The sequence below is a fragment of the Marinilabilia salmonicolor JCM 21150 genome (genome assembly GCF_000259075.1).
GTDB classification, from domain to species: domain Bacteria; phylum Bacteroidota; class Bacteroidia; order Bacteroidales; family Marinilabiliaceae; genus Marinilabilia; species Marinilabilia salmonicolor.
Map to the genome: position 1 here is coordinate 49,521 of NZ_AJKI01000020.1, position 24,733 is coordinate 74,253.

Sequence of the window (24,733 nt, forward strand, 5' to 3'; positions counted from 1 at the left end):
CGAAGCAATCTCTAATGAAAAAAACGCTACTTTAAACTATAGCCTTTTTTTCAAAAGACTCATCATAAAAACTTATTTTAATTTCTGCGTGCCAGATAATTTATGGCATTCTTGGTGAACTTTTGAATATTTCCGTGATGAGGATTTTCGCCGTCAGGATTAAGCTCACCCAGTGCATTCTGGTTGAATTCGAATCCACCAATTCCCTGATATATAGCCTTTCCACCATATTCTTCGGTAGGCAGAAATTCCACTACTCCAGCCATCCAGTAATCCCGAATTCCGCCCCACACTCCAAGCCATTCAGCCTGCAGTTCCTCAGTAAACGCCTGATAAATCTCGGGATTATCATTGGGCCCGACACCAAAGTATCCGGGAACATTTTCTATCACATGATTATGGTCTTCTTTCCAACCGGGACCAATAACCGGGAACCACATATACCCATCATCATCAACATTCATAGAAATTCCGCTATAAACAGGATGATTGCTTACATTATGAGCCCATCCCCCATTTTCGGCATCCAGGGTAACACCAATACCCCAAGTGTCAGGGTTATCAAAACCTTCACCCGAACCAATAACCATAGCAAACTCACTGGAAATTCGTCCCAAATCCCACAAATAACTACAGGCATGCGAATTCAATAATAATCCGCCACCACCTTTATAAAAGCCATTCACGGCACTGAGAACCGAATTATCCAAAGCAATCCCGGGCAGTTCAGCACTTTGATCATAGTACCACCAGAGTACACGATATTTTGACAAATCTGCCTCTCCGTTTTGAACTTCCTCAAAGGTTACAAATTCACCATTTTCATAATTAGAGAAAAACCACTCAGCGGCCGCTTTTTCATCATCGTCTTCGATGGTTGCAACACTCGAATGTGCACTAAGAAATCCAATATAAAACAACTCGGTGACATTTATGATGTAATCGTTATAGACGTTTCCGTTAACCAATCTCACGGAAACAGGCTCCGAGAAATCCATTACATCTCCAATTTCAGGGCTCATCTCCACACCTGCAGGCACATCAATCTCCACATTTAAGCTGGTCAAATCTGTACCATCCGGAACCTGAACATTAATTTCTCCATCAATTTCATTGATTTCACCTTCAACGCCATTTACCGAAAAGCTCATTATTTGGGCCTCTCCATCAAGCTCAAGATTGCTGGCTGTCCATTCCTCCTGGCAGGAGGTAAAAAGTCCCCCCGCCAAAAGAAATACCATTACTGAAGCTACTATATTTCGTTTCATAACAAATATTTTTTTAATTGCTGAATTACAACTGATTAATAACTTGGATTTTGATCGTAAAGTCCTTTACTAAAGTTTATTTGCTGAAGCGGAATAGGAAGGTATTCATCCTTGTTTTTATCAAAATCCCCATTTTCATAATAGGTGATTCTTTGCGCCTCAGACTCATAATACTCGTTCAAAACACTATCCGCAACTCCCCAGCGCACCAGGTCGAAGAATCGGTAACCTTCCATGGCAAATTCCAGTCTTCGCTCCCAGCGTAGAGCTTTCCGTGCAAAATCATTGGTCCAGTCGCAATTCACTCCGTCTTGATATAAGGCTGTTTGTAAGTTAGGAGCATACTCAATTTTGGGAGTACTTACCTGTGCTCTTGCTCTGATTTCATTTATCAACGGCAGCGCTTCATCTTCCCGGTTCAGTTCAATCAGTGCTTCGGCACGCATCAACAATACATCAGCATAACGTATAATGATGCGGTTCTTCGAATTTCCATAAAATGGGTCAATGTTTATGAAGGCATCGCTCTCGGGGTCAACATTCTCTTTCAATGAGGCATAAACTCCGTAAATCCCGGGATTTCTGTTCCAGCTCTCCTCATAAATCTGGTTGTCATTGTATTTAAATGGATAACCGGGTATCGCTACAGTATGGTACAACCGCGGATCAACAGAATGGATTCCTTCATCATAAGGTTCATCGTTATAGGAATCAAAAGCAGGCAGTCCGTTCTGTGTTTTAAAAGCATTCACCAGGTTATGACTTGGTTTATGAAAATCACAGCAGCCAAGCCCCTGTGGCGTTGCCAGCACATCTGAGAAATTCAGACGTCCGTGAAATGTTCCGTCATCATGGGAGAATTGAATGGAGAAAATGGCCTCCGGGCCGTTCTCATACGAACCGTGAATAAAATTATTGGCAAAATCCGGCTCCAGGGTGTAGGGAGAGCCCATGACATATTCAGTAAGCTGAAGCACCTCATTCAGCATCGCCTGGTCAACCCCTGTGACGTTGTGTTGTGCATCCTGCTGGTAAGCCTGATAAAGCAGTACACGTGCCAGGTAAGAAGCAGCGGCATAGCTAGTAACACGCCCAACCTCATCTTGTTGTTTCGGGGTGTTTTCGTAAGCATACCGGAAATCATCGGCAATCCTTGACCATGATTCGTCATTGGACAGTGCGGTATTGGAGATGGTCTCATAATCCTCTGCAGGAACGGTTTCATCAATATAGGGCACATTTTTGAACAAGACCTTCAATAGAAAATAAAAATGTCCCCGGATAAAACGCAATTCTCCTGTGCGTTCTGCTTTTTGTTTATACTGCTCCTCTGTCACAGAGTTCAATACCCTGAGCGCTGCATTGGTTCTGGAAATACCAACATAGAGGTTGAACCACATACCATCTGTGGGCCCGGCATCCAGACGCATATTCTCAGAGATTTCATAAAAGTGAAAATCATCAATATCCGCCTCATCCCGGCCTCCTTTGTAAGCATCATCAGACCTCACACTGCCATAAGGCCACAAGCTGAATGGCACATCGTAATGGTCGTTGCCCAACATTGAGTATGCGGCAATCACCAGTTTGTCAATCTCATCGGGCGAGGTTACCTGACTTTCGTCGAGTACTCCCTGTGGTGTTTGCTCCAGAAAGCTGTCCTTACAACCACTGAAAAGCACCACCAACACTGCTGCAAAATATATAATTGTTCTTTTCATCGTTCCTCTTTTTAAAATGTAGCATTAATACCAAAAGTGAATGAAATGGGTTTCGGATATCCGAATCCGGTGTTTTCAGGGTCAACACCTGTAAAGTCCTTACTGGCTATTGTGAATAAATTCTGACCGGAAACATAAACCCTGAATCGTTGCATTCTGATTCTTGAGGAGATACTCTCCGGCAGGGTGTAGCCAAACTGGGCATTTCGCAGTTTCAGATACGACCCGTTCTCCACATAATAAGTGGAGAATCGTCCTTCGTTATTGATATTGGTTGACTGAAGAGCCGGAATATCCGAATCAGGATTGGCCGGACTCCAGGCATTCAATAAGCGGGTTCCCTTATTGGAGCCGGTTTCTCTTACACTCCAGAAATCGGTAAAGGTTTTCATCGCATGCACATTCAAATCCACATTGTGAACCCCTTCGGCAAATAGACTCAAATCAAACTGACGATACTCCAGATTGATATTCAAACCATAAGTAAAATCAGGATGCGGGTCTCCAATCCAGGCGCGGTCATCTTCGGTAATAAAGCCATCTTCATTCAAATCTTTGTATCTGATACGGCCCAAACCTTTACCATCCTGTACGGCATGATTGTCCACCTCTTCCTGGTTTCTGAAGAGACCATCAGTAACATATCCAAACATTGACCCGATGGGACGTCCAAGAATATTTCCTCCCTGCTCGCCAGTACTGTAGGCATTCCACACATATTCCGGAAGTTCAGTGATTTCATTTTTGTATGCGGAGATATTTCCACTGATGTCGTACGACAACCCGTTGCTCATCTCTCCACGATACCCAAGAGATACATCCAAACCGGTGTTTTTCATGGAAGCCCCGTTGAAAGTCTGACTACCGCCTTCGCCGATTACCGCAATATATGGAGGGGTAACAAGCATATCCTCAGTCTCCTTCTGATATACCTCAATGGTTCCGTAAATGGTTTGTTTCAGGAAGCCAAAATCCACACCAATGTTGCTCTGGGTAGTAGTTTCCCATTTCAAATCCGGATTTCCAATTTGCTCTCTTTTAAATCCTGAGGGCAACTGGCCGGTTCCTTTGCCTTCGATATCATAAGCAGTACCACGAATAATCACCCAGGTAGGGTCAGCAATACCATAATCGGGAACAAAAGAGGTTAGTGTTCCATAATATCCGTCATAACTCTGATTGCCAGTCTGGCCCCAGCTGGCACGCAACTTCAAATCAGAAACAAAATCGGCATTATCCATAAAGGACTCCTGACTTATTCTCCATCCTAAAGAGAAGGCAGGGAAGAAACCGAAGCGATTATTTTCTCCGAAACGGGAAGAACCATCATATCTTACTGTGGCTGATGCCATATATCGATTATCGTAGGAATAATCGGCCCGTCCAAAATATGAAAGAAGAGAATAACCAATTGAACCACCGGTGGTTCTGGCATCGCCTGTTCCGGTGTTGGGCCACATAAAATCAGTGGTTTCCACATCAAAGCCCTCTTTTGTGGCATTGAAATCTATGTTCTCTTCCCGGAACATTTCTGTACCGGCCAGAAAGTCAACATTGTGATTTCCTGTCTGAAGGTTGTAAGTGGCTGTATTGGTCCATGTCCATTTCAACCAGTGTCCCTGTTGCATATCAACAGCGGTTCGGTCGTTTTTAAGAAATCCGGCCTGATAGCTTCTGGTAAAACTTCTTTTGTAGAAATTCCCGTAATCCAATCCGAAGCTGGTTTTTATATTCAATCCTTCAATCGGTTCCAGATTGGCATAACCATTTCCAAAAGTACGCCAGTAGCGGTAACTGTTATCTTTATTGGCGTCCAGTACCCTGAGGGGATTATCACGGTCGTTCATTCCTCCCGTAGGGCCACCCCATCCACCATCTTCGGTGTAAACGGGAATAACCGGCAAGGCTTGAATGGCCTGGTCTATTGCAGCTCCGGCATTGGCTTCCAGCTCCTGAGTCATATTCAAAGTGAAATTTTCACCAATGGTCAGTTTATCATCCCAAAGCTTGTATTCGGAGTTCATCCGAGTGGAAACGCGGCTGAAATTACTGTGTTTAACAATTCCTTCGTTATCAAGATAACCCACAGAGAAAAAATAGTTTCCTTTTTCTGTTCCGTTACTCAAAGAGAGGTTATACGACTGCATAAGTGCCGGGCGGGTAACCTCTGAGAACCAATCAGTATCAGCTGGTCGCATGGTTTGCGCTGCATCCAGGTAAGCCGGCAGTAAAATCTTATTAAGCTCAGGATTTCCGTTTCCATCGTAGCCCCAATCATATTCATACCCCATATTATTGGTATTGGGTTCAGCGCCCCTGTTCACATAGGCCTGCCACATAGCCTGCCCGTATTGCTCTGTGTTTAACACATCAATCTTGTTGTTGTAATAAGATGAGGATAGGTATGCATCAAATTCAACAACCGTTTTACCCTCTTTGGCCTTCTTGGTAGTAATAACAATTACCCCATTGGCGGCACGTGAACCGTAAATACTGGCTGCCGATGCGTCCTTCAGCACCTGGATACTCTCAATATCGTTGGAGTTCAATTCATGCATACCTGCCTGAGTAGGAACACCGTCAATGATATAAAGCGGATTATTATCTGACCGCAAAGAGTTGATTCCGCGAATGTTGATACTGGCATTTCCCTTTGGACTACCATCTGAAGTAATGCGCACACCGGGAATCCGTCCCTGCAATGCTTTTATCGGGTTACTGTCCGGAGTTTTCATCATGTCATCCACCTCGACAACAGAAACGGCTCCGGTAATATCAGAACGTCTCTGTGAAGAGTAACCGGTCACTACCACCTGTTCCAAATCCACATATTCCTGTTCCAGTGTTACATTAATGGTTCGCTGTCCATTCACAGGAACCTGAACAGTCTTCATTCCAATGAAACTAAATACGAGCGTTTCATCTCCCGACACATTAATGGAATATTGTCCTTCTGCATCGGTAATAGTCCCCTCCGTTGTTCCTGCCTTCACAATGGTAACGCCGGGCAGAGGATATCCCTCTGAATCGATGACTTTTCCGGTGACTTCAACCCCCTGGCCCATGACCCCGGGGATAAACAGCCCCACAAAGGCCATTATGAGCAAACCCCTTTTCAAGGTTCTAAAATTTCGATTTTTTTTCATGATCTTGCTGTTTAAGTTGACTATATAGATTTATTTCAATTCTCATAACATGAATACTTTACTGATTAATACCGGACACCAGCTCTGCCGGAATCACCGGCATTGCACCGGCCCGGGTGCAAACGAACGCCGAGATTTCAATGGCAGAGCGATGAATCTCTTTCAGAGACTTACCTGCCAGTAACCCAACGGTCATCGCAGCAGTGAAAGAGTCTCCTGCTCCTATCGTATCTGAGACCTCTACTTTCGGAGTTTCCATTTCCGACATCTCCTCCCGGGTAATTAGGATACTTCCTTCACTCCCTTTGGTAAGGGCCACCATGCACAGATTGTATTTATCCAGAAACTGCCGGCAAATCGACACATCATTTCCTGACATATTGAACAGTTTTCTCAGCTCATCCAATTCTTCATCGTTAATTTTGAATACAGTAGCATGCTCCAGCGAGCTTTCGATAATCTGGCGACTATAAAAAGACTGTCTCAGATTGATATCAAAAACCTTAATACATTTCTCGGGAGCCATTTCTAAAGCGTGCTGAATGGTTTTGGAGGAAACTTCGGAGCGCTGTGCCAGGGAACCAAAACAAATGGCATCTGCCGACACAATGGCCTCTTTAGCCACATCGTTCAATGCAATAAAATCCCAGGCAACATTTTCATTTATCACATAATCAGGAACTCCGTCCACCAACTTTACATCCACCGTTCCTGTTGGTTTATCAACACGGGAAATACCATTCGTCAGGTTTCGCTCCTGAATAATCTTCAATATTTCATCTCCCTCTTTATCATTTCCAACAGCACTGACTGCTGCCCCACGCGCACCCAATTGTTGAGCGTGCCAGGCAAAATTGGCAGGTGCCCCGCCCAATTGTTTGCCTTCGGGTAAAAGATCCCACAGAATCTCTCCTATTCCGACTACAATTTTTTTCTCCATGACTTTTTATTTTGGAAACTACCCGTTGCCCTTAGGGATTGTGCCGAAATAACTTGCCGCTTTAAACTTGTTCTTTTGCTCTTTAACTTCCTTGAAAACCCATTAAATAGCTCGCTATTCGCAGTATTTTCAAGTCGGTAAAGAACAAAATAACTTCGTTAAATCTGTCAATTCATTTCATTACAAACCCTTAGCCCGACAGGTAAGTGCTGCCTTTTTGCGGGCAAACACCCGGTTTAACATGTTGACTTCAGGCAACGGGTATTTTGGTTTTATTCTTCTCTCAATCCTAACTCTAACTCAATCTCTTCCAGTGATTTTCCTTTGGTCTCCGGTATTTTTGCCAAAATAAAAACAAAGGCTACCACAGTGAAAACCAGGAAGAATCCGAAGGCTGCGGCTCCGCCCAGACCGTTTAGCATCCAGGGGAAAAACTGCACCACGATGAAAGTACAAACCCAACTTACTGCGGTAGAAACCGACATTGCTATTCCGCGAATCTTATTGGGATATATTTCAGAAGTAACAACCCACATTACAGGCGCCAGAGAGGCGGCAAAAAAGGCGATGTATCCAAGAATTGATATCAACACACCAAGACTGTCTGCTCGTCCGGTCAGAAATGCAAAAACCAAATAGAGAAGAGACACGGTCATACCCCCTGTTCCTATGAGCAACAGCTTCTTCCTGCCAATCCGGTCTATCAGCCAAACGGCAACCAGGGTAAACAGAAAATTTACTACCCCAACCATAATGGCCTGCAGTAAAGCCATGTCGCTTCCCACACCGGTTTGATTAAAGATGGTGGGAGCATAAGCAATGATTGCATTGATGCCGGTGATCTGCTGAAAGGCTGCCAGCATGATTCCCAGAAATACAACCTTGCCCAACTTACCTTTAAACAAGGATGAAAACTTCACCCCTTTTCCTGACTTCCTCTGGTCCTCTTCAATCCTTGTCAGAATAGAGTCATACTCTTTCTGAGCATTCGCTGTTCCGGCAACTTTTTTCAAAACGCCCAGTGCTTCATCCTTGTATCCTTTTAAGATGAGCCAGCGCGGACTTTCCGGAAACTTAATCAACATAGCGGCAAGAAAGGGAATGGCAATAAACAAAGGACTTGCCAGCATCCACCGCCAACCTTCATCGGTCCCTATCATGTAATAATCAAACACATAAGCACCCAATATCCCGATTACAACCCCCAGCTGGTTAAAAGTTCCCAGGGTTCCTCTGACTCTGGCCGGTGAAATTTCGCTGATATAAGTGGGTACCATAACAGAAACGGCTCCCACACCGACTCCTCCGATTACTCTTGCCAGCGACAAGGCTATCATAGAGTTGGCCAATCCACTCCAAACGGCTGAAACACCAAATAAAACTGCGGTAATGACCAACACCATCTTTCGTCCGATTTTCTCCGATAACGAACCGGCAGTAAAAGCACCAATCATACACCCTATAATCAGCGCACTGACCACCAGGCCTATTTGAAATTCACTCAAAAGAAACTGTGACTTTATGGAAGAGACCGCCCCGGAAATGGCTGCCATATTAATTCCAAAAATCAAGCTCCCCATCACTGCTACAATGATGGCCCACAACAAATTTTTCTCAATTTTCATATCCTTATATTTATGCCAATTGAATTGGCCTTTATTTCCAAATAGATTTTAATCCCCGTACCTGCGATGACACCACTTTGGTTTGAGCAGATTCAACTAATTCCACATTATTCAAAAGCTCCTGTGGAAATACCAGGTTGGTCATCTGCAATCGTCCTCCATTTACCAATAATTCAATGGAAGACTGGTCCACAACCATCTCTATCTCTGTAACTGGCCCGAAATCAAGAGGAGCAGTTACCAGGTCGGTAAAATTTTCATGAAATGCTGTTTGGCCCGAATTGCTGCGGTCGAAAGTGAGTAAGCCTTTTTCCAAATCAAACAGGAAAACGGCCTTGTCTCCTTTTGTATTTTTCAATGCAATTTCAAAGAGTGAGCTTTCATTCGTCTCCACATTCATCTGATATTGGTAAGCCGGGAATTTTTCAGAATTCACAGATAGAAGTTCATTATCTTTTTCCCATTCAGCAGCTATTTTGTCCAGTGTTTCCACAAATTCGGAATGCACAAAGAAATTGCCTGAAGCATCTTCATTCAATGTCAGTTTTCGGGGCAATGTATTTGAGCTACGCCACTTTTCGGTGGGCACAACATTGGCATATTGCCAGTTGCTCATCCATCCTATAAACAGGCGACTTCCGTTTTCATCCGGCACATTGGACCAGGTTACCCCGGCATAATTGTCTTTTCCGTAGTCCAGCCACACTTCCTTTTCAGCAGGCCAGTCGGAAGAAAACTCTGTTCCGTCAAAATCACCGATGTAATACTTTGTTCCTGACCCGCCATTAGGCGCACCCGGATTTAAACTCACCAGCAAAACCCATTTCTCTTTTCCATCAGGAGTCGTCATCGGAAAAAGATCAGGACATTCAACCACGCCTCCGTGATCAACACCACCGCCAAAGTCACTTTCAAAAGTCCAGTTTTTTAAATCAGGTGATGAATAAAAAGAGACCCGGTCTTTCACTGCCAGCGCCATAATCCACTCCTCTCTGTCTTTATGCCAGATTACTTTCGGGTCTCTGAAATCTCTGATTCCGGGATTATCCAATACGGGGTTGCCTTCGTATTTCTCCCATGTTCTGCCATTGTCCACACTATAAGCAATACCTTGAGTCTGATAATCGATATCACCATTGGCTTCTTTTTCATGGCTGTGATTGGTATAAATGGCGACTAGCGGAATTTCTTCATCCTTTCCGAATCCGGAAGTATTGTTGACATCCGCAACTGCACTGCCTGAAAAGATCGTCCCCAGAGAATCGGGATAAAGCGCTATCGGCTGATGCTCCCAATAAATCAAATCTTTACTGATTGCATGTCCCCAGTGCATGGGACCCCAAACCGTGCTATCAGGATTATATTGATAAAATAAATGGTATTCACCCTCATGATAAACCATACCATTGGGATCATTCATCCACTGACTTTCAGGAGTAAAATGGACCTGAGGTCTCCAGGGCTCATTCATGTAATCTCCCGAACGATTAGCATTTTCTTTTTTCACCCCTGTACACGATAACATCATCGGTACAATGAATAGTGAAATCAATAATTTCTTCATAACGTCTCTTTTTGTTAAACCTTTAAACCTGTCTTATCTTGCTTTTGCAAATTTTCGTTAACACAAACATAAAGATGTTACCAACAACCCACCTATCCCGGATGTTACCAACCCTATCAATTTTGTTTCCAACATCCCCGTTTATCCCTTAACAATAACAGGTGTTACACGCATTGTAACATGAGTGATACCCATTTCGAAAAACAGTTCATCACACCTAAATTCATTTCCTTTTTTCCACTGAATTAGTTTTAATTTTCCTTAATTTGCCAATCTCAATCCAATCACTTTTATGAAAAATTACCTAATTCCCCTTTTTATATTAAGTGCAATACTTTTTTCTATCCTTACCGGCTGCAACAAAGAGAAAAAAGAGACTTTTCACATCGGATTTTCCCAGTGTGCCAGTGACGTATGGCGAGAGACGATGAATAAAGAAATGGTCATGACAGCCGCATTATACCCTGATATTCAGCTAACCATCCTTAATGCAGAAGAAAACACCAGACGCCAGGAGCTTCAGATTCAGGAATTAATTAATAAGAACGTGGACTTGTTAATCATTTCGCCCAATGAATCGGGGCCCATCACTCCCATCGCCGAAGAAGCCTTTAATCAGGGAATCCCCACCATAATCATTGACCGGGAGATAAACTCAGATAATTACACCGCCTTTGTAGGAGCCGACAATACCCAAATTGGCAAAGATGTAGCCTCCTACATTGCCAATATGAATAACGGAAGAGGAGAAATTCTTGAAATTAGAGGCATGGACGGCTCCAGTCCGGCCAAAGACCGTAACAGCGGTTTTATGGAAGTACTGAAGAAATATCCTGATTTAAAAATTAAAGAAAGTGTTGAAGGCAAATGGTTGCCTGAAATAGCAGCCCAAAAGGCGGAGGAAGCATTTAATCAGCATCATTTTGACATTGTTTTCGGGCACAACGATGTGATGGCACAAAGTGCAAGGAGAGTGGCAGACTCACTAAACATCAACAACCTCTTTGTGGTAGGTATTGACGCACTACCAAACCTGGGGATGGAACTGGTGGAACAAGGGGTATTACAAGCTTCTTTCATCTATCCTACCGGAGGAAAAAAAGCCATCGAAGTGGCCAGAGATATCCTGACAGGAAAAACGTTTCAGAAACAAAACATTCTGGGGACATCAGTAGTTGATAGTTCCAATGTAACAGTTTTGCGGCTTCAGATGGATCAGGTGATGGCTTTTCAGGATATTTTGAACCGCCAGACAAGCCGCATTAAAGAGCAGGAAATCCAGTTTAATGACCAGCGTTCCCTGCTCAATGTGGCATTAATCAGTCTTGCTCTATTGGTCGTTTTATCGCTTTGGCTTGCCTATTATTACACCATGATTCGCCGACGAAATGCCGAGTTAGACCATAAAAACAAAGCCATTGAAAACCAAAAGGAACAACTTCAAAATCAAAACCACCAAATCAGGGAAATGAACAAAGAGGTTCAAAGGGCCACTCAGGCTAAACTGAGCTTTTTTACAAATATAAGCCACGAATTCAGAACGCCGTTAACACTCATTCAGGCACCCGTTAATGAGGTTTTCTCGTCTCAGGATATTGATAAGATTCCGTCTGTGAAGAATAATCTATTGCTGGTCAGGCAAAACAGTGATCGCTTGTTAAGGCTGATTAATCAACTCATGGATTTCAGAAAAATGGACGCCGGTAAGCTCAAACTAAACATCTCCGAAGTCAACCTTCATCAGCTTATCGAAGAAATATATAACGCATTCATCCCGCTGGCCCGCCAAAAAAACATTGATTTCTCATTTGACTGTCCTTCAACGAACAGAATCATCCACCTGGATGTCGATAAAATAGACAAAGTTCTTTTTAATATTCTTTCAAATGCCTTTAAATTCACGCCTCAAAACGGGAGTATCAGAATTAATGTTTCTCCTATTGATGATACAAAAATAAAAATTGCTGTGGCCGACTCAGGACCGGGAGTCCCTAAGGAGAAAAAAGAAAAAATTTTCAAACCTTTTTACCAGCAGGACGAGCACCGTTCTGCCGGAACAGGAATCGGTCTTTCTTTGTCAAAGGGTTTTATTGACCTTCACAAAGGAGAAATCGTTGTTGCAGACAATACCCCTACGGGAAGTATATTTACAATTATCCTTCCTGATAACAAAGACCTGCAGGCGACCAATAATTTAAAAACAGCACCGGACATTTTTGCTCAACCGGTTATCGATGAAGTCAATAAAGATGAAAATTCAGATGATTTCTTCCCAGATACCGGTCAGCCCAAACCAAATTTACTCATTGTGGAAGATGATGAACAACTCAAATCCTATCTTCTTCAATTATTGTCCTCCGACTATTTCATCGAAACAGCATCCAACGGGAAGGCCGCACTTTCTTTACTTGAAAAGAAACAAGCAGACCTGGTACTTACCGACCTCATGATGCCTGAAATGGACGGTACCGAGCTGACCGGCCACCTCAAGAACAATATTGAAACAAGTCACATTCCTGTCGTCATGCTTACAGCCAAGGCCGGCATGGAGCAAAAAACAGAAGGCATTGAAACCGGGGCCGATGCCTATATAGAAAAGCCTTTTGACCCCAAATACCTCAAAGTCCGAATAAAAAAACTCATTGAACTGCGCAGAACACTTCGCAGCCATTATCAACAAAACATCGGCAATTTCTATTCCGATGAAACAAATGATCACACCCCGTCAATAGACCAGAAGTTTCTCTCCAAATTACATTCAACACTGGAAAAATGGTACACCGACCCGGATTTTTCCGTGGAGAAAATGAGTGAAATCGTTGGGCTTTCCAGGATCCACCTTTATCGAAAAATGAAAGCATTGACCAACTACACCCCATCAGAATACATCAACAAATTCAGGCTTCATAAAGGGATGCAAAGACTCAGGAATGAGAAAGGAAACATCTCAGGAATAGCCTTGGACGTGGGGTTTACTTCACCCGCCTATTTCACCAAAAAATTCAGGGAAGAGTTTGGAAAGACACCATCAGAGGCTATTGAAGAATGAAAAGAGTTAATAAACCGTTCTGATTACTTTAAAGAAGTTCCGTTTTCCGGGAAAGCAGATGCCTAATCTCCCCAACCATCTGCCTTACAACAAAATAACCTTTCCTATTTAACCCTAAAATAACTAATCTCTTCAAGCATTTGAGCAGCCAGAGAAGAGAGTTCACTACTTCCTGATGAAACCTGTTCACTGATGGCTGCACTTTGTTGGGTGATACGGTTCAGCTCCATAATGGCACTATTGACCTGCTCGGCCCCCAGGGACATTTCGCGACTGGCAGCCGTAATCTCATCCATTGCCTCCAAATTTCCTTTCAACTCGGGTTCTAAAGCAGAAAGCCTCGATTCTGTCTCTTCTGACATATTTGTACTTTTTTCCACAAGAGCAGTGATGATGTCGGCATCGGAACGACTTCTTTCAGCAAGTTTTCTGATTTCGGCCGCAACCACAGAAAACCCCCTACCATGTTCACCTGCCCTGGCTGCTTCCACAGCCGCATTCAAGGCAAGAATATTGGTCTGACGGGCAATATCACTAATGGCAACAATTCGCTCGGAAACTTTCTGCATCAACTCACGTGTCTCCTTCGACATTTTTACACCATTCAATATTTCATTGGTCATTTTTTGAGCATTTTCACGCGCTTTCAAGGAGTTGTCAGAATTCTGCTGAATATTCCCAACCATCTCCTCCATACTGGAGCTAACCTCTTCTGATGCGGAGGCCTGCACATTGGCACCTTCCGACATCTCCACAGAGGCCTTATTCATCTCGTTTCCTGCATTATTTATCTTTCTTGCCCGCTCTTCAATGCCCTGCACAACTATTCTCAGACGATTTACCATGCTGTTCAATGAGGCCCCCAACATACCGATTTCATCTTTCCGGTCTTCATGACTTTGTATGGTCAGGTCTCCCTTCTCCATTTCGGTGGCAAAAGAAACAGCCCTGCGAAATCCAAAAGAGATATCACGCGACTGATAAAAAAGAAAGACAAGAATAATGGCTAAAATGGTAAACACAGAACCACCCACTGTAAACACAAGTTCTCCCACACGTCCCTCTATATAATCCCGATTAAGTCGATAGGTCAAATAACCATTCATTTCAGGAAGATAGATATAACCAGACCATTCATCGGGAGAAGTTAATTCCCTGGTGGTTCCTGTTTGAGCCTGATAATGTATCAGTTGATCCATTAAAGTGTTCCATCCCGAAGAATCCTGGGGAGCAATCAAAAATTCCTTTTTTTCATTAAAATACCCCAATTCCTCCTGCTCGGTTTTCAGATTGGCGACCAGATTTTCAATACCGCTAAAGTCTGATTCGGGGACACCAACAAAAAGCATCCCCTGAAGTTTTCCACCAACAATTAATGGCTCATAAACAGACAGATAGCTTTGGTCAACAACAAAAGCAGATCCTCGAAAAGTTTCTCCCCGTTCAATGGTCTGAGCAACCTCCGACTCATTTGAGATAAATGTTCCGGTAGCACGGTTGCCCGATTCATCAAAAACACTGGTGGCAACACGCAGAAATCCATCCTCAAATTTTTGAAATATGGTTACCGTTCCTCCGCTAAGGTCACTCAAATAATCTGCGAAATCTGAATTATTTTGTAATTGCTCATTATCCACATACCAAATTGGTAATTCGACAGAGACACTGTTCCCTGACATTTGATTTATAGCTTCATAAGAAACAACCTGATCTTCTTCAATGGAAACAATGTTCGTTTGAAACAAATACCTAACCACTTTTATGGATTGGTCCAGTTCACTCTCCACATTCTCCCGATGCGATAAAACCATTTCCTCCAGGAACAACAAACGGTCGGAAGCTGTAACTGCAGCACTTTCTTTAATGGTGTTACCCAGCGAAAAATATGAGTAAACGGCCAGGATGGTCATAAAAAAGGCAATAATTCCTCCAAGGATGAAATTAAGGCGGGTAGAAATCTTAAGATCTTTGGTTCGAATGCGAAAATTAGAAAAAAATCGTGCCATGTTCAAAAAATAGCTTTGTAAACCTTACTTTATCAGCCATTTGAAACGACAAAGAATAAAAAAAGATTCACAAAAAAGCACAAGAAAGTTTAATCGGCACGAAATTATTAGAAGTATAGTTACTTCAACTCCGCAACAAGCTGACGTAAAAAATCCCGTTCATAATAGTCATCATCCACGACCTCCCCATTCCAAATAAGAACATCCAGGTCAATTTCCCGGGGACCAAATTTTGCACGGGAACGGTCACGTCCCATTTCATTCTCAATTTTTTTTAGAACAGACACCAATTCTTCTATGGAGAGAGCCGTTTGTATCAGGGCAACAGCATTCAGGAAATCGGGCTGGTCGGTAATGCCGATGGGGGAAGTAACAATCGGTCCGGCTACTTTTCTTAATTGGAAATGTGTTTGAAGTTGGTCAATGGCTTTTCCAATATTATGTTGGGCATCAATGTTCGACCCCAATGCTATAATAGTTTCATTGCTCACAATTCCGATTTGTTTTTGGTAAGACTGAATGAAACACTTTTTGCAAAACGCAAAGCATGAGGCTTGTCCACTTCCACAGACACCTCCTCAACTCTGGGTATATTAAGAATCAGGTCTGCCACTTCGTCAGCCACCTTTTCAAGTAAATTAAACTGACGATTCTCGACAAGAGTGATAATTTGTTTGCAAATATCCCGATAATTCAAAGCCTCATCAGGGGTGTCACTCTTTTGCTCTCCCTGCAAATCATACTGAATAAGAATATTCAGCAACAAATCCTGCTTCTTTCCAAGTTCATGAGGATTGAAGCCGACTTCGGTACGCAACAAAAGATCTTTGATTGAAATAGCAGCCATAACCTTACAAAAGATGAGATCCGCTGTCACAGAAAATAATTTGGCCTGTGACAGAAGGATTGTTTAACAAAAAAGAGACAGAGGAAGCTATATCATCCACAGCAACCTGTTTTTTCAAGGGTGTGTTTTCCACTATATCCTTCAGGTAATCTTTGCCTTTACGGGGTGGTGGCAGCACAGGTCCTGGTGCAACCCCGTTTATCCGAATATCCGGAGCAAAATCAAGAGCTCCCATACGGGTCAGCTCAGCAAGGGTTTTCTTTGCCAGCAGATAGGCCGCATGCCCACCCTCATTTTTAACCACTTTAGTATCCAACATATTAACAACAGCCCCCTTCCCAAAAGTATTTGCAAAAGCCTGTAGTAGAAAAAACGGGGCATCAAAGTTGACGGCCATCTCCTTCTTTAAAAAAGAAGGGGAAGTCTCCACTATTTTACCGGAATTAAAGGTGCTGGCATTGTTAATCAAAGCATCAAGGTGCTGAAAATTATCAGGCAAACGACTGAATAAACTCAAAACAGCTTCGGGATTTGACAAATCGCATTGCAAAACAGGAAATTCCCTGTCAGGAAAAGATTCCTGAAGCTCTTTGGAAAGGCTTTCTGCATCATCCCGACTGTGGTTGTAATGGATCACCACTTCCCATTCTTCTCGGGCCAAACGCCGGGCAATTCCCGCCCCTACGCGCCGGGCACCTCCTGTAATCAAAACTGTTCGGCTCATAAATTTCCGTTTTGGCAAGTCAGTCGGTTTTTACTGCCTTCATCGATAAATTAAATTCACAATCGTCTCCAACCCCACACGGTCCGTCTCATCAAAAGTATTCAACTCCCGACTATCCACATCAAGTACAGCAACCACTTTTCCTGCTTTATCACGAACCGGGACCACTATTTCGGATTTACTGAGTGAAGAACAAGCTATATGCCCGGGGAACTCCTCCACATTACCAACAACCACACTCTTTTGGTTATTGATTCCCGCCCAGCATACACCGGTGTCCTTGTTCAATTTCAGACATGCCACAGGTCCCTGATACGGCCCCACAATCAAATCCTCTTTATCATCTACAAAATAGAATCCGGTCCAGAAATAATCAGGCATCTTATGGTGAAGTAATGCAGCAATGGTACTCATACGAGACCATGGACTTTCAGTGGCCTGTATCAACTTTTCAACCTGATTGTATATTCTTTGATATCTTCCTGTTTTGTTTTTATTTGACATGTGTATTGTTCTCTTTTAGAGTTATCTGAATATAAAATGAATCCTTATATAATTATAAACCAAACCTTTTCGGTAATTCAAAAAGGCGAATAGTGTAAATATAAAGATTATCCGCAAAAGACAAGAGGGACGAAAAATAAAAATGTTTCAAGACAAAATTTGACCTAATTCATTTCTTCTCTTTATCCCCCACTAATACCTGCAAGCAAGCGGTAACGCCTGGTTACAGGAGTTATTTCAATCCAACAGACAAGTGAATGCAATAATAATTGCTATTGATTATCTTTTAGTTTCATCGTAATTTGGGACACATAAATATAACAGCAACATTCACAGTTTAAATAGAGTCTGTCCATAAAGTACCATTTGCTTCGTTATGCTTGCCGCCAAAATACTCATTTACCCAAGTTAACTCCGCTTTTGGCAGCTTCGCAAGCCTTGCAACTGGCACTTCCTGACAAGACACATGACTTTTTACAAACTTTACTTAGTGTTTCTCTATAAAGTCCAACTTCTGCGTTGTTGCTCAAAATCTAAATCCTCAAATACTTTAGTATTCTGCGGTTTAGATTTTTCACAGTCATTGAATTTGAACTTTCTATCTCAAACACGTGAAAAACGCTTAGTTTATGGACAGACTCTAAATAGATATCGACACAAAAGTTATCAAATACATATAGTAGATCATAACTTCTGTTTTTTGAGAAAAATATCTTATTCTCATTGGTATCCGGTTAATAAATTAAAATTCAAACGAATGAAACGAACATGATATTTTTTAAGCATAAATATCACAAAAGAATATTTTTAAAAAATATTATGCGAGAGCGAAGCGGTTCCATTCGTTCTCAAATTTTTAATTAATTTCTTATCAGGTAATTACAAAATTTTAAACGAATGAAACACCTAACATTTCTGGTAATATTGACAATTTTATCTATTGCCGCCTGCACTTCCGACCAAACAGAACAACCTGCAATTGAGGAAAATCCGAAAGAAGAAATAAATAATGAAATGGCCTCCGGGGAAAAAGAAGACGAAAATTCCGAAGAAAATGTGGATGACAGTGCTTCCGAAAACGATGAAAAAAGTTCATCAGCACCAACCTATATCGCAGATCACACAAAAGCAATTGAAGAAGTATTGCGGGGCATTCCCACACAATACATCGACTATGCCAAAGAAAATTTTCACGTAGCTTATCAGCATACTTCACATGGCACCCATGTTTCACGGGGTGTTTTCGGGTTACCGGATTACAAAGATGGAGATGACGAGTTATTCGGGATTTCCTTGAACAAACAAGAAAATGGAAAACTGACTTTTTACGATTATGCGCTTCAAAGTTATGCTGCAGACGGAGAAACTGCCACTGACCTCAGCGCAGATGAGACTGGCTTTATTAAGGCAACCAGAAACTTTCTTGATGACCCGGAAAATGCTCATGTAAATGTGATTATGTGGTCGTGGTGCGACATTGCAGGACACGATGTTGCAGGAAATTACCTCCCCGGAATGACAACGCTCATTTCTGAATACGGGGAAGGTGGTTCAAAAATCGGCACAGGATCAGGCCAACGCATAAACCCTGTTTACTTTATTTTCATGACTGGTCATGCAAACGAAAACAACAACATCGGAGAAGGAAAACCGGCCAATCAGGCAGAATTGATCAATAACTACTGCCGGGAAAATGAACAATTTTGTCTTGACTATTACAGTATAGACAGCCACGACATGGAAGGTAATTATTGGGAAGATGCAAGCGATGACGGCTATTCCACTAGTTACGAAGGAAACTTCTACAAAGATTGGCAGAATAGCCATTCGGTGGGAGAAGGCTACTGGGAAAATAAAGAAGTTCCGGATGGAGATGTAATGTATGGAGCTCACAACACCCAGCACATCACAGCCAACCGAAAAGCCATGGCATTTTGGTGGATCCTGGCAAGAATGGCCGGTTGGGATGGCAGTCCCGGATATTATACCGGCATTTACTAACATATATTCATAAAAAACAACCGACCACTGCCTTGACAGTTGGCCGGTTGTCCACTCATCCACTAAACCCAAAACCCTTCTGTTATTCCGGTACTCATTTACCTATTTGGGTTCCCAAAAAACATTATACAGCGTAGCTTCCCTCACGGTCTCTCAACATTTCCTGCAACTTTTTACGTGTAAAGAAAATACGACTTTTAACCGTTCCAATGGGAAGTTCAAGTTGCTCAGCAATCTCTTTGTACTTATATCCATCAGTATGCATTCTGAAAGGAATTCTGAAATCATCATCCAGTTGTTCAATGTACTGATTCATTTCAGTTACAGAATGAACCATTTCAGGTGTTTCTGATGCATAATTCTTTTTAAAGGCATGTTTAAAGGCATCATCGGAACCATCAAAAGTATTTCTGGTTTTCTGATTTCGCCGGTAATTGTTGATAAAGGTGTTTTTCATTATGGTAAACACCCAGGCTTTAAAATTGGTATTCGCCACAAACTGATTACGATAGGTGAGCGCTTTCAGGATTGTCTCCTGTAACAAATCATGCGCATCATCGTCATTTGAGGTTAAACTAAGGGCAAAATACAGGAGTTTATCCTGTAGCCCCAAGAGTCTGTTATTAAACTGAATTGATGTCATGGTGTATGGTTTTTAATTATTTTTCTGTCTAACAAATATACTCAATAAATAAACGATTGCAAATAAAACGCAAACAGAATTTTATCGTTATTTGTATTTTTTCTAAATAACATATTTGCTATTCATTTGATATTCTGATATTTTCATTTTTTGAAAACCAGAAATTCTAAATTACAAAAAACCAGAAAAAAAGTCAAGGCCTTAAAAAGTTAAACAACAAAACAGCCAAAAACATTAACACTTCACAACACTATTTAGAATGATTATAGCTTTTTAGGCGGGTCAAAATCACGATGTTCCAGGGGACTTTCTTCAACAACCCCTTCTTTCTTCTTTCTCGAAGAAAACCAGCGATCCAAAGCAGATTTCACCCAGGTTCCTTTGATAAGGGTGTAAGAAACGGCCAGAGAAAGAAGCATCACAGCGACGCCATACAACTCCTGAACCTCATATTCGGAAAAATCCCAGATGATAACCTTTCTTGCCAGCGCAATCATTGCAACCAAAAGAACAATTTCCACATGAATCTTTTCCTCCTCAAGAAAGGCCTTTACAGTGTCGAGCAGCTCAATTCCAATAAGAATAATCAGGAAGAGTCCGAAGAGTGACTGTAACCGTTGAGCATTAAAAAAAGTCTCGGGCCCTGTGATTGCCCCCAATACGACATTCAGAATAATATTCACTGTACTTACCAGAAGTATCAGGGACATTACGATCAGAAGAAGAAAAATTATTCCTTTCTGGAGTATTTTTACATATTTGAGCATATTGTTATCGTTTAATTCATTTTAAGTGTCATAAGTTAGACATTTCTGTCTGAACCATTCGCATATCACAGGAAAATCTGTACTTTAGCCTCAGAACAAAAGGGTAATGAATTAAACATCCCCTCTCCTGACAGATCATAATAGCATTATTTCGTGTAATATGCAACCATTTCGGACACCCGCAGCAAATCTGATATTTGAAACAGCCTCCTTCCATACTCAGGAAAAAAAAGAGATCATTCTAACCAGGAAGGAAGCCGATAAAGCATTCATTTTTGCCGCCAAAAACGGATTAGTCCCATGGATTTTTCACCAAATAAACAATAATGAAACAAAAGGAGTTCATTGGCCCCAAAGCATAAAGCAGTCTATGCGGATGCAATATCTTCAGACACTGGTGATGAATCAGCAAAAATGGAAGGTATTCAGGGAAATTAAAGCATTGGCCGCTACAAAAGGCATCCCGGTTATACCGTTAAAAGGAACTGCATTGGCTTTCAGCCTATATCCTGAAGAGGCGTTACGTCCAATGGGCGATTTGGATATTTTGGTTCAACCACATCAGGTCTATACCCTGAGGGATCTACTATTAAGTAAGGGAGCCATTCCGCTACATGTTCCCATTTCCAGGATGCATGATAAAGTGCATGCTCATATTTCGGCGCTCAGGTGGCAAAATATCATGATAGAACCTCACCAGAGGCTTTTTGCCATGGGAAGCAACATGAATCTCAAAAACACCGATTTATTTGAACACACCAAACCGATTCAGGCCTACCCTGACATAGAAATCTTTGATGATCGAATGCAAACCTATCACCTTACCACACATGCTTTCAAGGGTTTCAAGATGGGTGGAATGCGATTGGGATGGCTGCTTGACATTGCCCTGATTCTTCATAAAAACAAAAATAATGAGGATTTCATACCGTCGGTTATTGACCTGAATCCTGGAGCAAGAAAGGAGATACTGGCACCGATTCAGTGGGCATCACTGTTGTTAAATGAAACACCTGTTTCCAAACCGGAGTTGCCTTTTCCTGATGAGATTATGTTTCATGAAGAACAGGATGCAGGCAAAAAACACAAAATAATGGTGGCTCATGAAATAATGGGGCTTCCCGGCCTTACCAACAAAATAAGGATGCTGTGGGGAGAGTTTTTTCCACAAAAATCTTACATGAACCACCGCTACGGAAAACACAGAGGCCTTCCTCTTATCCTGCTTTACCTGAAAAGAATTGCCGGTCTCAGGATGCCAGGAAATCAATAATTTTCTTTACCCCTTTCTGAAGGTTTCCGGTGGCAAGTTTGAGATTTTGATCAAATTCCTTATGAGTCGGGATTCCGGAATCCATAAGATCTGTAACAGCCTTTACACAAAACAGGGGCACCTGATGCAACCGTGCCACCCATGCAACAGCAGCAGCCTCCATTTCCTTTATTTCACCTCCTATTTTCCGGATATTCTCCTCATCATGATCCGGCATATCCAGGGAGTTCCCTGTAGTCACAACTCCCATTTTGAACCCAAGCGACACCAGTGATGAAACATCCAGCACCGGGAAATAACCAATACTTTGCTTGTCCCATCCGGCGATTGGCACCCTTCGGTCGTGAAAAACCACATGGTCACGGCTCAAAAACACATCTCCGATCTTGGCTCCATTCTCGCCAAAGGCACCGGCAGTACCGGCATTTACAATCAATTGGGGCCCATATTTAGCTATGGCAAACTGCGTGGCAAGGGTAGCAGCCTGTGTTCCGATAAGGTCGAGACCGGTTTCAGGATCTTTCCCGTTAATAACCAGCGACAACTGAAGATTTCTGTATTCTCCTGTCCACCCGCGCATAGGAAGCCCCGGACAAAAAGAAGGATCCTCCTCAAGTTGCAGAGCATCAATGATTGGTTGAGCCTCTGCCCGCATGGCAATAACAAAGCAAATATTAGTAAAGTTCTTCATGTTAGTTTTTTATTACTCAAAATCAATAGTCAGCTGCAACGGTCCACTTTCCTCACCAGGAGGAAAATTAGACACCGAAATTCCGAGCAATCTGACCGGTTTTTCAGGATTTGCCAAATTTAATAAATCCTTCACAACCGAAGCCAGTTGTCCGGTATTAATCACAGGATCGGAGGAGGAATGAGATCGCGTAATCTGATCAAAGTCACTGTATTTTACCTTCAGCGTAACTGTTTTGCCAAAAGTCCCGTGTTTTTTTATACGCTCCCACAATCCTTTTTCCAACTTTTCCAATTGAGTAAGCATTTCATCCCTGGTGGAAATATCTTCATGAAAAGTATTCTCAATACCAACAGATTTTCTTTCCCGGTGAGGTCTAATGGGTCTGTCATCAATACCGTTGGCAATCTGATGAAAAAAAATGCCTGCCTTTCCAAAATTCCTAATAAGCATTTGCAAATCGGCATTACGGAGATCTTCCCCTTTAAACAATCCGAGATCGTGCATTTTCCGAGCTGTACGCGGACCCACTCCAAAAAAATCATCCACAGCCAATCGACTGATAAACCCAGTCACCTCCTCTGGTTTTATCACAAATAATCCATTCGGCTTATCCTCATCAGAAGCAATTTTAGCCAGAAATTTATTAATACTGATTCCGGCTGAGGCGGTAAGTCCAGTTGTCTGAAAAATTCTCTCTTTAATCTCCCGGGCTATAAGTGTTGCCGAAGGAATTCCTTTTTTATTAGTGGTAACATCCAAAAAAGCCTCATCAATAGAAAGCGGTTCCACCAATTCGGTATAATCTCTGAAAATATCCATGATTTTTGCTGAATCGGCTTTATAGACCTCAAATCTGGCCTTTACAAAAATCAAACCCGGGCATTTGCGTGCAGCAATTTTAGAAGGCATGGCAGAATGCACCCCAAAAACCCGTGCCTCATAGCTTGCGGCAGCCACAACTCCCCGATTACTGCTGCCTCCAACGGCAACCGGTTTACCACGAAGTTCAGGATTGTCTCTCTGTTCAATGGAAGCAAAAAAAGCGTCCATATCGATATGGATGATTTTCCGAATCACGGTGCAAGTTTAACAAATATCCGGAAGAGAAGCGTTCTCATTTTCGAATCGGTTAAACCAAAAATAGAAAAGCTTTCTATCTTTGGAATTGAAAAAAGCAGATAAAAAAGAATATGCAATCACAAAACTCCCCAAAAGTCGAGTTAAAAACCAGCAAAGATGGTTCTTCCACACTATACAGACCGGATCTTGATGAACACTATCATTCCATTCACGGAGCCATTCAGGAATCCATGCATGTTTTTATCAGAGCGGGATTACTGGCTCATGAGGGAAACACGATCAACATCCTGGAAGTTGGTTTTGGGACCGGCCTCAATGCGTTGCTCACAATGCTGCATAAAGGAAACAAAAAGGTTTTTTACCAAACCATCGAGCGCTACCCTCTGGAGGCAACCATTGTCAAGTCAATAAACTACCCCAAAGTATTAAACATTCCTTTAGCCAATGAATATTTCAAACAGTTACATGAGGCACCCTGGAATAAGGACGTTCAAATAACTCCAACATTTACGATTCATAAAGAAGCATCTGACCTTGTCTTGTTCACACCACAGAAACCTTACGACATAGTCTATTTTGACGCTTTCGGGCCAGACAAACAACCTGAACTGTGGACACCCGAAATATTCAGAAAAATATCAGAAAGCATCAATGCAGGTGGTATTTTAGTCACTTATAGCTGCAAAGGAACAGTCAAACGCGCAATAAAAGCAACAGGCATGAAAATTGAAAAAATTCCGGGACCGCCCGGAAAAAGAGAAATGTTGAGAGCAACGAAAATATAACCTCCGTAAAGAAATCGTAAGATTTTTACTAAATTTCGCAGCCGAAAAATCAACCTGCATTATTAAACAAACTGCGATGCCCTTCAAAAAAAAAAA

Annotated in this window: 19 protein-coding genes; 4 read left to right on the forward strand and 15 right to left on the reverse strand. The window is 42.2% G+C overall.

What is annotated here, in order from left to right; all coding sequences use genetic code 11:
• Nucleotides 1–77: 77 nt before the first annotated feature.
• The 6 genes from W7W_RS0111080 to W7W_RS0111105 form a co-directional block, all read right to left on the reverse strand.
• Entirely contained in the window at nucleotides 78–1,268 is a 1,191-nt protein-coding gene (locus tag W7W_RS0111080) for a DUF4960 domain-containing protein (RefSeq protein ID WP_010663828.1), read from the reverse strand.
• 35 nt (nucleotides 1,269–1,303) lie between these two features.
• Nucleotides 1,304–2,989 carry a RagB/SusD family nutrient uptake outer membrane protein gene (locus W7W_RS0111085; RefSeq protein ID WP_010663829.1) on the reverse strand — a complete coding sequence of 562 codons (1,686 nt, stop codon included), beginning with the start codon at nucleotides 2,987–2,989 and terminating at the stop codon, nucleotides 1,304–1,306.
• Nucleotides 2,990–3,000: 11 nt separating this feature from the next.
• Nucleotides 3,001–6,135, reverse strand: a complete 3,135-nt coding sequence (locus W7W_RS0111090) for a SusC/RagA family TonB-linked outer membrane protein (RefSeq protein WP_010663830.1) — start codon at nucleotides 6,133–6,135, stop codon at nucleotides 3,001–3,003.
• 58 nt (nucleotides 6,136–6,193) lie between these two features.
• Nucleotides 6,194–7,075: a carbohydrate kinase family protein gene (locus tag W7W_RS0111095; RefSeq protein WP_010663831.1), complete on the reverse strand. Its 882-nt coding sequence runs from the start codon at nucleotides 7,073–7,075 to the stop codon at nucleotides 6,194–6,196.
• A 272-nt stretch (nucleotides 7,076–7,347) separates the two neighbouring features.
• The gene (locus W7W_RS0111100; RefSeq protein WP_010663832.1) at nucleotides 7,348–8,700 is read right to left on the reverse strand and encodes a sugar porter family MFS transporter; all 1,353 of its coding nucleotides are present in this window, start codon (nucleotides 8,698–8,700) and stop codon (nucleotides 7,348–7,350) included.
• A 31-nt stretch (nucleotides 8,701–8,731) separates the two neighbouring features.
• Nucleotides 8,732–10,264, reverse strand: coding sequence for a glycoside hydrolase family 32 protein (locus W7W_RS0111105; protein ID WP_010663833.1), 1,533 nt, complete (start codon nucleotides 10,262–10,264; stop codon nucleotides 8,732–8,734).
• A gap of 292 nt (nucleotides 10,265–10,556) precedes the next feature.
• Here W7W_RS0111105 and W7W_RS0111110 point away from each other — a divergent pair, with 292 nt between their 5' ends.
• On the forward strand, nucleotides 10,557–13,313 hold the full coding sequence (locus tag W7W_RS0111110) for a hybrid sensor histidine kinase/response regulator transcription factor (protein WP_010663834.1): 2,757 nt from the start codon (nucleotides 10,557–10,559) through the stop codon (nucleotides 13,311–13,313).
• 104 nt (nucleotides 13,314–13,417) lie between these two features.
• On the opposite strand, the gene W7W_RS22910 is transcribed toward W7W_RS0111110, so the two are convergent.
• The 5 genes from W7W_RS22910 to W7W_RS0111135 all read right to left on the reverse strand — a co-directional run bounded on the left by W7W_RS22910 (nucleotide 13,418) and on the right by W7W_RS0111135 (nucleotide 17,394).
• Nucleotides 13,418–15,319: a methyl-accepting chemotaxis protein gene (locus W7W_RS22910; protein WP_010663835.1), complete on the reverse strand. Its 1,902-nt coding sequence runs from the start codon at nucleotides 15,317–15,319 to the stop codon at nucleotides 13,418–13,420.
• A 119-nt stretch (nucleotides 15,320–15,438) separates the two neighbouring features.
• Complete coding sequence (folK, locus tag W7W_RS0111120; RefSeq protein WP_010663836.1) at nucleotides 15,439–15,810, reverse strand: 2-amino-4-hydroxy-6-hydroxymethyldihydropteridine diphosphokinase; 372 nt, start codon at nucleotides 15,808–15,810, stop codon at nucleotides 15,439–15,441.
• Complete coding sequence (locus tag W7W_RS0111125) at nucleotides 15,807–16,166, reverse strand: dihydroneopterin aldolase (RefSeq protein ID WP_010663837.1); 360 nt, start codon at nucleotides 16,164–16,166, stop codon at nucleotides 15,807–15,809. The genes folK and W7W_RS0111125 overlap by 4 nt, the downstream gene beginning before the upstream one ends.
• A gap of 4 nt (nucleotides 16,167–16,170) precedes the next feature.
• Nucleotides 16,171–16,890, reverse strand: a complete 720-nt coding sequence (locus tag W7W_RS0111130) for an SDR family oxidoreductase (RefSeq protein WP_010663838.1) — start codon at nucleotides 16,888–16,890, stop codon at nucleotides 16,171–16,173.
• Between the two features lie 39 nt (nucleotides 16,891–16,929).
• A complete protein-coding gene (locus W7W_RS0111135) occupies nucleotides 16,930–17,394 on the reverse strand; it encodes a GAF domain-containing protein (protein WP_010663839.1) in 465 nt (154 codons plus the stop codon).
• 897 nt (nucleotides 17,395–18,291) lie between these two features.
• Here W7W_RS0111135 and W7W_RS0111140 point away from each other — a divergent pair.
• Complete coding sequence (locus W7W_RS0111140; RefSeq protein ID WP_010663840.1) at nucleotides 18,292–19,395, forward strand: hypothetical protein; 1,104 nt, start codon at nucleotides 18,292–18,294, stop codon at nucleotides 19,393–19,395.
• Between the two features lie 124 nt (nucleotides 19,396–19,519).
• Here W7W_RS0111140 and W7W_RS0111145 read toward each other — a convergent pair whose 3' ends face one another.
• Together W7W_RS0111145 and W7W_RS0111150 are read right to left on the reverse strand one after the other, a co-directional pair.
• Nucleotides 19,520–20,038 (reverse strand): RNA polymerase sigma factor, encoded by a 519-nt coding sequence (locus W7W_RS0111145; protein ID WP_010663841.1) that lies wholly within the window; start codon nucleotides 20,036–20,038, stop codon nucleotides 19,520–19,522.
• A 263-nt stretch (nucleotides 20,039–20,301) separates the two neighbouring features.
• Nucleotides 20,302–20,805, reverse strand: a complete 504-nt coding sequence (locus W7W_RS0111150; RefSeq protein WP_010663842.1) for a phosphate-starvation-inducible PsiE family protein — start codon at nucleotides 20,803–20,805, stop codon at nucleotides 20,302–20,304.
• A 160-nt stretch (nucleotides 20,806–20,965) separates the two neighbouring features.
• Between W7W_RS0111150 and W7W_RS0111155 the strand changes: the two genes are divergently transcribed.
• Nucleotides 20,966–22,078 carry a nucleotidyltransferase family protein gene (locus W7W_RS0111155; RefSeq protein WP_010663843.1) on the forward strand — a complete coding sequence of 371 codons (1,113 nt, stop codon included), beginning with the start codon at nucleotides 20,966–20,968 and terminating at the stop codon, nucleotides 22,076–22,078.
• On the opposite strand, the gene W7W_RS0111160 is transcribed toward W7W_RS0111155, so the two are convergent.
• Nucleotides 22,056–22,769 carry a phosphorylase family protein gene (locus W7W_RS0111160; RefSeq protein ID WP_010663844.1) on the reverse strand — a complete coding sequence of 238 codons (714 nt, stop codon included), beginning with the start codon at nucleotides 22,767–22,769 and terminating at the stop codon, nucleotides 22,056–22,058. The genes W7W_RS0111155 and W7W_RS0111160 overlap by 23 nt on opposite strands.
• A 12-nt stretch (nucleotides 22,770–22,781) precedes the next feature.
• Nucleotides 22,782–23,849, reverse strand: a complete 1,068-nt coding sequence (gene dinB, locus W7W_RS0111165; protein ID WP_029510573.1) for a DNA polymerase IV — start codon at nucleotides 23,847–23,849, stop codon at nucleotides 22,782–22,784.
• 113 nt (nucleotides 23,850–23,962) lie between these two features.
• Between dinB and mnmD the strand changes: the two genes are divergently transcribed.
• Entirely contained in the window at nucleotides 23,963–24,637 is a 675-nt protein-coding gene (gene mnmD, locus W7W_RS0111170; RefSeq protein WP_010663846.1) for a tRNA (5-methylaminomethyl-2-thiouridine)(34)-methyltransferase MnmD, read from the forward strand.
• Nucleotides 24,638–24,733 lie beyond the last annotated feature (96 nt).